Consider the following 13,723-nt stretch of genomic DNA (forward strand, 5'->3'; position numbering starts at 1 on the left):
AGAAGATATGTTAATAGATGTTTTAAGACTTTCCCACGCATGTATAAGAGTTACTAATTTAGAGAGAGCTTTGTATTTCTATAGGGATCTATTAGGATTCATAGAAACAGAAACTAAAGGTGAATATGCATATTTAAGGGGCATTGAGGAAGGTCAACATCATAGCCTAGTACTAAAACGAGCTAGTTCTCCCGGCTTAAGTTATTTAGGTTTTAGGGTTAGAAGAGCTGAGGAACTAGATAAAGCTAAAGAGCTAATTGAGAAATATAATCTAAAGGTTAGGAAGTTTAAAGAAGAGGCAGTAGAAGATGCAATAATTTTCGAATCACTTGCTGGAATACCCATAGTATTATATTATAACATGGAATATGTGGCGGACCCCAGAATTCAACGTCTACAATTTTCAATTCAAAGAGGTGCAAGACCAGTCAAAATAGATCATGCAGTTGTAATGGTTAATAACATTGATAAGGAATATGAATTCTATCATAATGTATTTGGTTTTTATGAAACCGAAGGATATATAGATAACGAAGGTAAGCGGGTGATAGCGTTTCTTACGAAATTTGGACACTCCCACGAGATTGCAATTGGTAAATACGATAAGAACGTTCCAGCATTAAGTCATATTAATTACTCCGTGCAAAACGTTGATGATATAATAAGGGCTGCCGATATTTTGGGTTCTAAAGGGTTAAAGAAATGTGTTGAGACTGGAGTATTTAAGCATAGAGCAGCTTCAACAATTACAGCCTATTTCAGAGATTTAGATGGAAATAGAATAGAACTATCTTCTCAAGATTATTTCATTTTAGACCCAGATAAACTACCTCCCTTAGAGTATCCCATAAGTTTGCTAAGTGCTGAAGGCGACTTCTGGGGACCATTCCCATTCTCTGTACTTAATGATGTTATGCCAGTTGAAGATATATTTACCGGAGAAATAAAAACCGAGAGTCACTACAAGCGATAGAATACATAACAACTACTAATACTTCCTTGAAATTTACGTAATTTTTGCATTATTTAACTTTTTTCTTCTCAGCTCAGCGTTACCTTGCTCTTCTTGCATCCCTATTCTCCAGATAGTATTTTCAAATATATTCCTTACCTTAAATAGTCATAATATTTTGTATGAAATATATAAGTGATTTTCATTAAACTATATATTTTTAGCCATTATTATTAAGAAATTTTTAGGAAGTAAAGCAATCTTTTAAAATATTTTTAACGTAACCTAAAAGTGCAAGGATTTTTCCAATAAAGTCCACTCCCGACTTAAACCCAATCGAGTTTTAAGGAATTAAAGTGTTGAATTAATACCTATTACAGCCTTGAATATGCTCTTATCTCAATGGAGGAGAAGTTTTGCCATCTAGTTTTAACTCCTGACGTCTCACCGCACTGGAAGAGTCAGAGGGTTCCCTCCCAGAGGGCTCATCGTTCCCCTCATTGATTCGGGTTTACATCTCTCATTTGAGGAGCAGTAGGGGGGTATCAGAACTCCCCCACCTAAATGTGGAGATCCGTCATAGAATGCCTCTGGATCCCATGAAAGAGAGAAGAGGAATGGTAGTTGCTCCTCCCACAGTCCCACTAAGCCCTTAATCGAGCTGGGGAAGAGCGTCATTAGCACTACTAAAGGATATCTCGACAAAGGGGTATTTAGATATAAGGGGACTATCCATCTCCATAAATGGTGAAGCTTTTCGCCCCCTTAACCTATATTTTCGTAATTATACTAACTATTGAGTTGATAAGTCTCATGACGTACCCAAGGAAGAGGATGGCATGAAAAAATTTTATCTACAATCGTTACGTTATCTATTATTAACTTTTATCAAGTTTAATTCACTAACTATTTATACTAATTCAGACATTCTTCTATATTTTGTATTGGTTAAAGTTATATTCTTTTCACTCCTACTAAGAAAAGTATCATAAAAATTTATTTTCAGAAAGATTTTCTAAAAGTAAATAGTAATAAATCATCCCCGAATATTCTTTAACAGGAGAAAGTATCTCTTCAACGTTATCTACTCCTAAAAATCTCTTAGCCTTATTTCTGAATCCGACATCTCCAGTCGGAATTACATCAATCCTTCCTAATCCTCTTAACAGTATGTAGTTTATCGACCATTTTCCTAATCCCTTTAAATCCTTAATTGATTCGAAACTGTCATTATTCTTTAAGGCATTTACAGCATTCAATATATACTCAACTTTTCTGGAACTATAACCTATCTTTCTGAGATCTTCAGGTTTAGTCTCAATCAAATCTTCAATAGTTGGAAAGGCGTTAATTTGCATATCATCTAGCATGACCTTTCCTCCGTATTTTTCAGCTAGTTTATTAACTAAAGTTAAACAGACGTTAAGTGATATCTGTTGACAGGAAATTGCATTGATAATCGTCTCTAAAAGGGTCGGAAAAACTACCGGTTTTGCACCAATGAATTTTCTAGCTAAGTTAGAAAAATACTGATTACTCAAAATCTTATTATAAAAATTCGTTAGATCGACGTCTAACCCTAAAACCCTCCTCAAAGTCCTAATTGTATTTTCCTCGTCAACTTTTTCATTACCTAAAATCTCAACTCTGAGCTTAGGATCGTGGACTCCCTTAATTTGCTTTACTTTAACTATTACATTCTTGTTGAATACCCTAACGTAAGATTTATCGGGCAATATCTCATCTACCTTGTTATTCTTCACCCTCTTCAAAAGCCAAGCAGTATAAATTAAATTGAAAGGAGGCACTATATCCTCTATCTCTATACTACGCATCGCTTTTCCCAATTCTGGATAAGGCTATCTTCTTCTCGGTTCCTTCCTTATAAACATCAGTTAGCTCTATCTCCCTTAACCATTTAACACTTTCATAGCAGTATTGGGAGGGAAATACTAACCTTATTGGTCCTCCCTTTTCCTTTGACAATGGTTTCCCCATATATTCGTAAGCTAAAACTACATTATCTTCCATAAGCTTCTCTAAACTTAAGGTTATAGTATAATCCCCTGCTCTGAAAATCGCGTATTTAGCATTATTTAACGGTCTGGCCAGTAAAAGTAAATTCCTAACTCTAACACCCTGCCATTGTGTGTCTTTAATTTCCCATCCCTCGACACATTTGAAATCAAACGTTAAACCCACTTTCGGTAAAGCCCTAATATCGCTAAGTGTGAGATTAAGATTCTTTTCTACTAAGCCGTAAATCTTAAGTACAAAGTCATCCATAATTAACTACAGTAGCGTCATAATATTTAAATACTTAACCTAAATTATTAGTTCAATCTTCTCGTTTAAATGAAGAAGGAACATTTAGAAAAATTTTAACTGTTAAGAAACTTACTAACAATTAATATTAAAAATTATCAAACTTTTTTATCTTTATCTAAATGCGAATTTCAAACTTTTCAATTGAGACACTAGATCTTCTAAAACTTTGTCCAGTGAGGTTTTATCAATTTTATTAAAGATAATACAATTTCTGTGTAAGATAAAAAATGTCATAGAAGAAATAAAAAACGATTATTTCTATAATCATATAGGAAAACATCAAATTAATATGCAATAAAGGGAGAAAATCACGTTCATTCACAATAGGTAATATACTATGTTCGGCACTATCAATGATTGGTAAGAGGAAGAACAAGCTTAAAGTGAGGGGCTCCATTGCCCCTTTGTGGCGACTCCCTCGCCGCCTTTTATGGGGTTGGAGTCCCTCAATAAACAATTAGCACTTGAGAAGTTAAAGTTATCTATCAACAAACAGAGTGTGGACAACAATTTCATTCATTTGGAATATTTACATTTATTATCACTCCCCTATCTGGCAAATATACTGGAGCGTAAAGCGCGTTATAAGCTAGGAAGAACACTGATAACCACCTCGTGAGCGTTAACCTATTAGTGTTCCACGGGAAGTGAAAATCCATTGAGGATATCCTGTGTTTTAAGCTCCTGAATCCTTGTTCTGCGTAGTCCCTCTCGTTGAACGTTACCCTCTTGTGCTCCACGTTTAGCCAAGTGAATGCATTATAGATTGTTACCCCATCGTGTAGGTAGATTACCTTGTCTATCCTCGTTTTGAGCACTTTCTCAGCCTCCTTTTCCGCATTCTTCACACTCGTCAAGACTATCAGTACGTGCACTCCACTCCTCGAGCTCGTCACCATGAAGAAAGGTATTGCACCCGTCTTTACGTACCTCACAATCCACACGTAATAATACTGCCCCTTAATTACCATAATTTTAGTCTCGTCTACCGCATAAAAACCACTAATTGGCACTACGTACTTAATGCAGCTCAACCTCCTCAAGTAGTACAACAAGGTAGAATGAGGCAAAGAAGTCCTCCAAGAAGACAAACCCGAGAGGTAACTAGCCAAAGCCGAGGCTATTACCTCACTAGAGTAAAACCTAGGCTTAAGATTAATATACTCCATTAAAACTAATATTAATTGGGTGAGCACGGGAACTTTCCACCTAGTTCCCGTAGTATCACCCAATTAATACTCCCGTGCTCACCCTAAAAAGGTATTACGTCGCATTCTATTAATAGAACACGAGCAGTTCATATAATTTATTTTGAATTAACAAAATTGTTGTCCACACTCTTAAAAGGCATACAAAACGTTATTTTGTACCTATTATTTCCAGAGACTTCCCTTTTAATAAATTCATATATTAATGACGACACTATATCTAAATTCCGGCATTTTCTATTAAATTCAATAATAAAACTTTATAATTTTTGCAATCTAGATTTTATCTCTTCTATCAAATTTAGTATGTTCTCTTTTGCAATCTCATCGGTTCTAAACGGGCTTAGTATAGTATCCCTATCGATACCATTATACTTATACTCATGAACTGCTAAGGCCAATTTAGTAACTAGGTTGATATCTTTTCCAAGGAGGAGAGACAGTTCTTCCATATAAGAAGTTGGGATTGTAGCTATTAGCCAATCTGCAAATTCCACAACTTTCCTCCCTCTTAATTTCTTTTTACCCGGATATTTTTTTAATAATACTTCTCTTTTATCCACTAGCATAGCACCTAACAAAGCTTTCCATGCTTGGAATGCCTTACCCGCAGCATTACGTAAAAGTACTTCCTTGAGGAATTCCTCAGCTATTTTAGATTCAAAGGATGCTTCTTCTATTCTAGTTCTCTTATAGCCTATAATATCAAACCAGGGCTTCGGCAATTCTTGCATGCAGTAAGAATAATCTTTTAAAAATAAAGTTTTATCTACTTATGTACTCTAAGGAAAGTTAGTAGTTAAAATAATGGTAACTTTTTATCGAAATTTCCAGGATTCATTAATATAGTCTTTATTCTTAATGAATACTAAGGGGTCTAGCTCATTTTCAACATCCTAAGTTAAAGCTAGTCCTTTTTACTCCTTTTGTAACTATTATAAAAATACTAAATCATTCCTAAATACTCCACAATACCTCCCATAAAAATAAAAGGTGAGCCAAAGTAATTTATCTTGTGGACTTCAAAAACTTCCCTTGGACGCATTATAACGTTAAATTCGCAATACTTTTCGGTTCAAGGGTTACTGGAAAGGTTATCAAAGGGGACTGGGATCTGGCAGTATACTTCTCAGAATTTAAACTGGAGTATTTATCCGATCTAATTTATGTGCTCTCAAGATATTTAAAAGTTAAGGAGGATATGATTGACGTAGTACCTTTAAATTTCTTCGAGAATTTGCCTTGTGTATTAATCCTTGAAATACTGAATAAAGGCAAAGTAGTATTTTACGATAATAAGGATTTTTACGCAAGACAGTGGTTAAGGATGAGGAACATCTGCCTAGACTTTATGATAGACTATGAAAAACTAAATTTACATGAAACTCAAATAAGGGCGGTGAGGAGGTTATTGGAGTTATAAAATCGTTACTTGAAACACTAAGTGAATACACTAAGAAGTTAGAGGAATTAACGTTAGATGATTGGAGGAGCTTTTACGCTGGGATATACTTACTCCAGTCCCAAGCACAAGCTTTAATAGACATTGTGCAAAGAGGATGTTCAGAACTTGGACTTAAGGCAGAAGGTTATATAGAGTCGGGTAGAAAGTTAATGGAGGAAGGGATAATAAATGAAGAAGAGTTCGAGTTCTATAGACGTGTAGTAAGCTTTAGGAATATTGCGATCCACGAATATGTGTCAGTTAACTTAGAAATAGTTAAAAGGATAATAGTCGGGAAGGAATTCGAGAAAGTTTATAGACTAGCGTTAAAATTATCGAGGAGTTAAAGAAAAGGGATATAGATCCTTAACGCTAACTTGGTCCCTAATCTTAAAGATAGGTAAGGGCTAAGGACCTACACTTGATCACAATTAAGAGGATTTTACACCAAGGACGAAATAATAAAAAATTCGTTAGAAATCACAAGAGATGGAATGCAGAATATTTTGTACTTAATAACTTACCGTGGAGGTTTACTTTACCTACATATATAAAATATATAGGAGCATCACTAATTTGGGCAAAATTAAAAAATTATTGCATTATAATATCTAATATCTTAGAATAATATATTAAATGTAATTATAAAGAATAATATGGTTTACATTAATAAATATAACTATACAGTTTCACAAAAACTTATCAAAAAATATAGCTAAACAAACCTTGTTATAGCAGATTCCTTAGAAACTACAACATAAATACAACAGATATTAAGTATTAACTAACTCAAGTAATACATTAGCGTTTAATTCCATTCGACATAATGTTATCTCACTACGATTTCTTACTAATCTCATGAGTTGCCGTTTTATTTAACTTGGATAATCTCATGACCCAAACACTATTCCTTAATTTTTCACGTTACGTCAAATTTATAACTTGTTATGGAATAATATGACTGTGGAAGGGAGTACACTAGTATTTGGCTTAGGCTTTACCTCAGAGTACATAGTTAGGAGTATAACGGAAAGGGGAAGGGATAACATTGATGAAGTTGTGCTTATTGGAGTGTTTAACATTGACGACTTTAGGAGGAAGCAAGCGGATAATGCGTTAAATGATGTTAAGAAGTTTTTAGATATTATAAACGTGAAGTATAAGTGGAAGTACGTTGACGTTAGTAGGGACTTCGCCGAAATCCTCTATGAAGTTGCCAATGAGCTATCTGCTAAAAATAATATGGAGTTTTACTTGATTGGTGGTATGAGAATAATTAACTTCGTCTTGTACTATTACGCAATGTTAGCTAAAAGATTTGGGCTAAACGTTAGGGTTTTCAGTTATACAGAGGATATGTCCAAAAAGTACGAATTGCCGGTGGAAATTCCTAGAAGGCTAACTGATAGTGAGGCTGAAATCTTGAAACTGTTTAAGTTCGAGAACTCCATTGAGATTAGTATAATGGCTGATAGGCTTCAAAAAACTTTATCGACTATATCAAAACATGTTAGCGAGATGGAAGAGGATGGATTTTTGGAGTGTACAAAGACTAGGCCTAAAACTTGTAAGAAAACCGTTTTGGGTAGGATTGCTTTGACTTTCATTTAGATGATATAATTATATGACTTTTTCTTTTTCACTTCTTGTTATCGTAAGTATCGGCATTATTGTGTTAGATATCTCTTTATGCTTTTAACTAAGAAGAGTGGCTATCACTTTTTACCACGAAGAAGCTCAATTGTATCACTATTCTACTTGCCGTGTAATTTGCACTCCTTAACCTTATTCATCCTTCATGATTCCACATCCCTCTCATTATTATAACTTGTGTAAAAATCTTTCAAAGAGACCCTACTATTATGATGAAAATCAGTTAGCATATTATCACAATCTAGTCAACAATTCCCACATTTCTATAAATTAAGTTGACTGTTATATCAAACTAATGGTAATTATCTCTTGATAAATTGCATTTTAAAATACCTTACTTAAACAGATGAAAATAGCTACTTCTTATCAGATCTTGTTCTACTCACTATTTTGGTAAATCCCTCTTCGAAGGTCTCCTTTAACTTATGTAAAGTTATTGACCACTCATTATCCTTTGTGAAGTGCTCATAAGGTATGGAAGCTGCTAATACGTACTTGTGAGGCGGTGATAATGGGTGAAGATAGATTTCATGAATGAATTTGTACTGAAAAGCTAAGGAGTTCACGAATTCTATTATTGGATATAACATATGCCTTTGACCTACAATAATCGCGTAAATCTTGTCGTTGTGCAAATAAGATACTCTTAAAAGCGTCACAATCCTACTCAACTCCCTAACAATATCCTCGTTAATGTCATTTACGACTAGCGTCATTCTGAAATCTAGATTGCCTAAATAAGTGAAGAATGCGTCAACCAAACCCTTACCAACAACGTGATTAAAATAATGATCTACCACTTCATCTGTTGAAATATCCAAAGACTTAGCGATCTCATCCCATGACCTCAAAGGATCCGCTTGTTTCTTTCCCAGTGTATAAAGGTCAATCCAGTCTGGTTTAAAATCATCTGTCAGATCAGGTAACTGAAACGGTTCTCTAGGCTTATCCAATATGACCTTTTCAAAGGTTAAAGTATCGAAATTAAACGTTGAGTAATCAACTGGGTAAACCTCCCTCTTATACTCCAAGTAAGTCTTATAGTCACTAACTAGTTGCCTCTCGTTCATCAACTCCAAAATTTGAACAAAATCCCACCTACCCTTAAGATATACAATGTCTAGAATTATAGTATTGTTCCTCAAAGCATCTCTTAATGACGCCATTATCAAACCATCAAGTAAATAGTAGAAATCTTTAGTTCCAAGGCTGAAATCCTTCAATTTAATGATGGTGTGAAAGAGTGATAAGCCTAGGGAGGAAAACCTCGGTGTTGGAGCTACTAGTACCTTAAGCTTTGAAAGTACATCCTTCACGTTTTCTACCCCAGTTAATTCACTCAATAACTCGTAATTGTGATCACCAAACCTCTGAACGTAATATAAAAGTTTTGCCAATTTTGTTGAATCAGTCATAGATATAATAGATGTAGTTTATACATAAAAAGTAATTGTTCAAAATGTTAAAAGTGTTCAATATCACTCTTTTTATGTGTAGAAAGTTCTGATTATAAAAAGGCGTTGGTTGGACATTAATATCGTTATGGGTAATAGAAGACTTCTCGTTAAAAGGAAGCTCTTCTCTTGAGACTCTTGTGGAAAGAGAAGTTCATTTTATTAGCTTGATAAGCAAAAACATTTTTAGTAGTTTACTGATGTTCCATGGCATTTTCATTGCTCTTTTTTTCTAGAGGAAATTAGAAGTAATTAATATCGTTTATAGATGACAACAACTTACTTTCAAATCTATCTTTACAACTAAATGCCGAGTAGCTCTTTACTTACCATAAGGTTCAAGTGTTTATATACTGCCTTTGAATCGAGGACTATTCTTCTGAGGAATTTACAGCTTAGATCTTTCACTTAATATTCTGTTCAACTCTTTCTCGAAGTTGTCCTTTAATTCGCGTAAAGTTATTGACCACTTGTTATCTTTTGTGAAGTGTTCGTAAGGTATCGATGAGGATATTACATATCTCATGGGTGGGGATAAGGGGTGAACGTAAACTTCGTAAGCGAAGTTGTATTTAGAAGATAAAGAGTTGATGAAATCCAAAATTGAAACTAACATGTGATTTTGCCCAACAATAAACGCATAAATCTTATCGTTATGTAAATAAGATATTCTTAAAAGCGTAACAATCCTACTCAATTCCCTAGCAATCTCCTCATTAGTATCGTTTACGATCAACGACATTCTAAAGTCAGTCTTACCTAAATAAGTGTAAAACGCATCAACCAAACCCTTACCAACAACGTGATTAAAATAATGATCTACCACTTCATCTGTTGAAATATCCAAAGACTTAGCGATCTCGTCCCAATTCATTAGAGGGTCTTCTTGTTTCTTACCCAGTGTATAAAGGTCAATCCAGTCTGGTTTAAAACCATCAGTCAGATCAAGTAATTGGAAAGGCTCCCTAGGCTTATCCAGTATAGCCCTTTCGAAAGTCAAAGTCTCAAAATTGAACGTTGAGTAATCAACTGGGTAAACCTCTTTCTTATACTCCAAGTAAGTCTTATAATTACCAATTAACCCCCTCTCGTTCATCATCTCTAAAATTTGAACAAAATCCCACCTACCCCTAGGAAAAACAACATCCAGAACTATCGTATCACTGGTTAAAACGTCCTTTAATGAGGCCATTATCATACCGTCAAGTAGGTAATAGAAGTCTAAGGGTTGAAGTTTAGAATCCTTTGACAGTTTGATAGTAGTATGAAAGAGTGATAATCCTAAAGAATGAAATTTGGGAGACGGAATAACCAACACTTTAAGATTAGATAAGACATTCCCAACGTTTTCTATCCCAGTTAACTCACTCAATAACTCATAATTATGGTCACCAAACCTCTGAACATAATGCAATAATCTCGCAAGCTTTTGTACAACAGTGGAATCAATCATACTCAACATAATAAGTAGTGAGAACACATAAAAATAGTATCTTCAAAATTCTAAAAAGAGTTTAACATGCCTAATAAGTACCTGGTGCTTTTGATATCCCAGCATGTGTTACATGTAGTGCTGCTAGGATTAATGGTAGGGAAGCTGCTGCTATTATTATTGAATACCTTACTACTTGACTTGAGGCTAACGTGTACATGCTTACTTTCATTTTTCCTCATGATCACGAATTGCCATAATACTCATAAACGTAACTATTCTATGGGAAATTAAAATACAAAAGTGGTGAAAGTTAATTAAAAACTAAACAATAAAAGTTTACAGTGAATCACCAGTTCTAATTGAAAACTTTTCGAGATAGTCGAAAGGATAGTAGGGGGGTATTATGATAATTTTATTTGACAAAACTTCATGGTGTTATAGGTTCATTTCATCACACTCAGTATTAAGCGTTTTCCAACCGATCTAGGAATTGGGCTAATTTTCATGATCTCTCTTTTAAGTTTCCTTTCTTGTCTACAATTTACCAAGATGGCTAAAACTACTTGTTGTTTATTTCCTCGTTTAGTTTTCTTTGGACTTCGCTAATGATGTCGTGTAGGCTTATCACCTCATATCTGACTTTCAAGTTCTTTATTGCATCCCTTACTTTCCTCTCCCTCTCCGTAAGTGAAGTGCTTTTTCCACTTTTTATTTCGAAGAATATTATTTCTGGATCAATATTTTGGTCATCCGATAAACCTTTAAACGCTATGTAGTCCACTGGTGTACCTAGGTGTCGGAAGTCCTTAGGGTTTACGTTATATCTCTCTGCGATAAGTAATGGTGCGAATTCCTCGCCAATCCTACCCAGTAAAGTGTTGATTGACCTCTGGATTGCGTCCTTTCTTATAGTATCCTCGTTTTGTTGTTTCCATTGCTCGAGTTTAGCATCATATTCTTTTTTAATTGCCTCCTCCATTTGCTGTCGCAACTGTTGGGAGTATTGTTGTACCCATTGGTTGAAGGTTTGTTGTCCCATCTCCTGTGCTTTTGTTTTCAAATCGACAATTTGTTTGTTCAGTTTGGACACTTTCCTAGCATAATATACTATAATCATTATTAGAACGAATATGAGGAGAATGTCAAGAACTGACACCATATTATTATCTCTATCTATAGAGGGTTTTAAATCTTTTTAATGATCTCATTAAGGGATGAATATGAAAGCGCCTCTTCAAGTTATAGGGTTTGAGGACTCCATACTTCTTCACTACTCCATTTGAATGGGTTTGTCCTCGTTTTGATTTGAGGGTTTTTATCAACATTAGTAATTTCGGTAGTTAGAAGATCTGATCACTTTAATTTCAAGGTTTTTTATCTATCTCGTCATTAGGGTTTGGCTTACATCATTTATCAGCTTTTATAAGATCGATTAAAAACTACCTCTGTTTAGTTTGACAGCATATGCTTTGTCATGGCAGTATAGGATCGTTTATAGGCCTTCAATCTACGAAAATAAATAGTGTAGATTTATGGATGTAAAAGGGGATTACTCAATAAAACATATGAAGAGTCTTCTAATCATATATAACAAAAAGAAGCTAACGCTAATTTCACGTCATGTGAAAAATATTAGAAAAAGCAATATGATATTTCTTTAGCACTACAGAGTTGCTATATTTAATTCGTATTGTTAATCAGATGTTTATTAGCGTAGAAGTGAAAACTACACCAGTAGTTTTTAGTGTCATATGAAAAGATAGATAATGAATATATGCCAACAATTATGAAAGGGTTGTATTTTAGATGGCTGATGAGATAAAACTTTTATTTTCATGCCATCCATCGCTGCTTTTATCAATAAAGTGTAATCACCAAGAGTTCTAACGTACATTCCCCTCTTTTCTCCATTATCTAAAAATTTAAACTAGAATTGAAATAAACGAGATTAGGTGAATAAAAGGTATGCATTAAGTATGGATTACACTGGGAATTATCATCATATTTCAGTATGGGAGCATCATTTTTCTGAGATAAACGATAATATTGGTCAAATTGAGCCAGATCGGTATTATTCAAATATATATATTGTAATATTTACTGCTAATAAAACAATCACGTGTTAAGAAGGTTAAAAATATAGAATTAATTTCACGCGATCAAGAAGGGGAACATAGTGCTAGCTGAGGTTAAAGAAAAACAACACCTCAGCTTGAGGAAAGGCGATTACAACAACTTCCTCCCGTCCCTCAAGAACCGGAAGATCCAAAAGAGACTAGAACTCCCACAACCTCACCCTCCTCCAAGAACCAAAAACCAAACATTCAAGAGAAAGTAGCAAAGAAGAACGAGAACCAACTCCTTCCCCACATCACAAATCCTACTCCTAACCCGAAACTCCTCCAAGGAAAGCATTCTCAACACCCCATCTCTCCCTATACATCTCAGCCAAGACTATAGCACCGTAAACATCCCTCTCCCCCATCACCAGAAAAGCCAAAACACTATCGTCCTCCTTCTTCAGTATAATGAGATAAGCTCCAGACTTATGCTTCACTCCCAGAAATCCAACGTACCTCACTCCACCATACTTGACATCCACGGAGTTCAACCTCCTCTCATACTCCCTGTACATCTGAGCCTTGGCAGCTATGACGAAGTCCAAACCCATATCCAAAAGGATCCTCACTACATCATTCACAAAATCCCTATCGTCGAAGACCATGACGAGCTTGAGACCAGCTTCATCCAACTCCTCCTTGAGAACCTCCATTACCTTCTTGAAGTCCTCAACTATTTTCTTCACGGTTATGGATATTACATCCAGAAAGACGCTCTTCCTCCCTAAGAGGTAGAGTACTGCTTGGACGAGTCCCCAACTGGTCCCCTTAGTCGGCTTTATCCTACTCAACAAACGTTTATCCTCATGATACTGGGGTATGGCGTGAAAGTCTATACTCTTCTATCCCTCGTGTCCCTCAATACCTTCTTTCCCAATTTCTTTAAGGCCGTTCTCACGTCCTCAACGTCAATACGGTTAAATACCCTTCTCCCCTCGTTTCCCAGTCTGCTCAAGTAGGTTCCCCTGGCCTTAAGTAAAGCCTTGAGGAGTTCTTTGGGGAAAAGTATTATAGGGAGGATTGAGTAGATTGACTTGAGGGTAGAACTGGCGAGGTCTCTATTGGACTTCGCCCGTTTGTTCGTGTGGTTGTGGGTCATATGTTTAGGTCCGCCCTCGCTTATACAATC

General features: G+C 35.2%; 13 protein-coding genes and 1 pseudogene. 5 read left to right on the plus strand and 9 right to left on the minus strand.

The genetic code is table 11. The annotated features are described in order from the left end of the window. The first annotated feature begins 7 nt into the window (after window positions 1-7). Entirely contained in the window at window positions 8-973 is a 966-nt protein-coding gene (locus J5U23_RS08995) for a VOC family protein (RefSeq protein ID WP_218265958.1), read from the plus strand. A gap of 965 nt (window positions 974-1,938) precedes the next feature. On the opposite strand, the gene J5U23_RS09000 is transcribed toward J5U23_RS08995, so the two are convergent. The 4 genes from J5U23_RS09000 to J5U23_RS09015 form a co-directional block, all read right to left on the minus strand. Next, a complete protein-coding gene (locus tag J5U23_RS09000; protein WP_218265959.1) occupies window positions 1,939-2,787 on the minus strand; it encodes a DNA-3-methyladenine glycosylase family protein in 849 nt (282 codons plus the stop codon). Then, on the minus strand, window positions 2,780-3,238 hold the full coding sequence (locus tag J5U23_RS09005; protein WP_218265960.1) for a molybdopterin-dependent oxidoreductase: 459 nt from the start codon (window positions 3,236-3,238) through the stop codon (window positions 2,780-2,782). Before J5U23_RS09005 ends, J5U23_RS09000 begins: the two co-directional genes overlap by 8 nt. 554 nt (window positions 3,239-3,792) lie before the next feature. Continuing rightward, on the minus strand, window positions 3,793-4,449 hold the full coding sequence (locus J5U23_RS09010; protein WP_218267523.1) for an IS6 family transposase: 657 nt from the start codon (window positions 4,447-4,449) through the stop codon (window positions 3,793-3,795). Between the two features lie 299 nt (window positions 4,450-4,748). After that, entirely contained in the window at window positions 4,749-5,222 is a 474-nt protein-coding gene (locus J5U23_RS09015) for a PaREP1 family protein (RefSeq protein WP_218265961.1), read from the minus strand. Between the two features lie 281 nt (window positions 5,223-5,503). Between J5U23_RS09015 and J5U23_RS09020 the strand changes: the two genes are divergently transcribed. From J5U23_RS09020 to csa3, 3 genes are all read left to right on the plus strand, one after another. Beyond that, window positions 5,504-5,911 (plus strand): nucleotidyltransferase domain-containing protein, encoded by a 408-nt coding sequence (locus tag J5U23_RS09020; protein ID WP_218257849.1) that lies wholly within the window; start codon window positions 5,504-5,506, stop codon window positions 5,909-5,911. After that, complete coding sequence (gene hepT, locus J5U23_RS09025) at window positions 5,908-6,279, plus strand: type VII toxin-antitoxin system HepT family RNase toxin (RefSeq protein ID WP_244988857.1); 372 nt, start codon at window positions 5,908-5,910, stop codon at window positions 6,277-6,279. The genes J5U23_RS09020 and hepT overlap by 4 nt, the downstream gene beginning before the upstream one ends. Window positions 6,280-6,895: 616 nt before the next feature. Beyond that, window positions 6,896-7,543, plus strand: coding sequence for a CRISPR-associated CARF protein Csa3 (gene csa3 / locus J5U23_RS09030; protein WP_218265962.1), 648 nt, complete (start codon window positions 6,896-6,898; stop codon window positions 7,541-7,543). Between the two features lie 398 nt (window positions 7,544-7,941). On the opposite strand, the gene J5U23_RS09035 is transcribed toward csa3, so the two are convergent. From J5U23_RS09035 to J5U23_RS09050, 4 genes are all read right to left on the minus strand, one after another. Continuing rightward, the gene (locus J5U23_RS09035) at window positions 7,942-9,000 is read right to left on the minus strand and encodes a hypothetical protein (protein ID WP_218265963.1); all 1,059 of its coding nucleotides are present in this window, start codon (window positions 8,998-9,000) and stop codon (window positions 7,942-7,944) included. Between the two features lie 427 nt (window positions 9,001-9,427). Beyond that, the gene (locus J5U23_RS09040; protein ID WP_218267525.1) at window positions 9,428-10,501 is read right to left on the minus strand and encodes a hypothetical protein; all 1,074 of its coding nucleotides are present in this window, start codon (window positions 10,499-10,501) and stop codon (window positions 9,428-9,430) included. Between the two features lie 61 nt (window positions 10,502-10,562). Then, complete coding sequence (locus tag J5U23_RS09045) at window positions 10,563-10,703, minus strand: hypothetical protein (RefSeq protein ID WP_218265964.1); 141 nt, start codon at window positions 10,701-10,703, stop codon at window positions 10,563-10,565. A 330-nt stretch (window positions 10,704-11,033) separates the two neighbouring features. Further along, window positions 11,034-11,633 (minus strand): Holliday junction resolvase-like protein, encoded by a 600-nt coding sequence (locus J5U23_RS09050; protein ID WP_218265965.1) that lies wholly within the window; start codon window positions 11,631-11,633, stop codon window positions 11,034-11,036. A 793-nt stretch (window positions 11,634-12,426) separates the two neighbouring features. Here J5U23_RS09050 and J5U23_RS09055 point away from each other — a divergent pair. Further along, complete coding sequence (locus J5U23_RS09055; protein ID WP_218265966.1) at window positions 12,427-12,600, plus strand: hypothetical protein; 174 nt, start codon at window positions 12,427-12,429, stop codon at window positions 12,598-12,600. Window positions 12,601-12,653: 53 nt separating this feature from the next. Here the strand turns inward: J5U23_RS09055 and J5U23_RS15850 are convergent. Further along, window positions 12,654-13,693, minus strand: a pseudogene (locus J5U23_RS15850) (ISH3 family transposase). Window positions 13,694-13,723: the final 30 nt, after the last annotated feature.

The sequence above is a fragment of the Saccharolobus shibatae B12 genome (assembly GCF_019175345.1).
In the GTDB taxonomy this organism is placed as follows: domain Archaea; phylum Thermoproteota; class Thermoprotei_A; order Sulfolobales; family Sulfolobaceae; genus Saccharolobus; species Saccharolobus shibatae.

Coding starts and splice junctions, on each gene's coding strand:
- J5U23_RS09015 (WP_218265961.1), bottom strand. CDS start 5,222: ATGCAAGAATTGCCGAAGCCCTGGTTTGATATTATAGGCTATAAGAGA.
- J5U23_RS09005 (WP_218265960.1), bottom strand. CDS start 3,238: ATGGATGACTTTGTACTTAAGATTTACGGCTTAGTAGAAAAGAATCTT.
- J5U23_RS09000 (WP_218265959.1), bottom strand. CDS start 2,787: ATGCGTAGTATAGAGATAGAGGATATAGTGCCTCCTTTCAATTTAATT.
- J5U23_RS09050 (WP_218265965.1), bottom strand. CDS start 11,633: ATGGTGTCAGTTCTTGACATTCTCCTCATATTCGTTCTAATAATGATT.
- J5U23_RS09040 (WP_218267525.1), bottom strand. CDS start 10,501: ATGTTGAGTATGATTGATTCCACTGTTGTACAAAAGCTTGCGAGATTA.
- J5U23_RS08995 (WP_218265958.1), top strand. CDS start 8: ATGTTAATAGATGTTTTAAGACTTTCCCACGCATGTATAAGAGTTACT.
- J5U23_RS09035 (WP_218265963.1), bottom strand. CDS start 9,000: ATGACTGATTCAACAAAATTGGCAAAACTTTTATATTACGTTCAGAGG.
- J5U23_RS09010 (WP_218267523.1), bottom strand. CDS start 4,449: ATGGAGTATATTAATCTTAAGCCTAGGTTTTACTCTAGTGAGGTAATA.
- J5U23_RS09045 (WP_218265964.1), bottom strand. CDS start 10,703: ATGAAAGTAAGCATGTACACGTTAGCCTCAAGTCAAGTAGTAAGGTAT.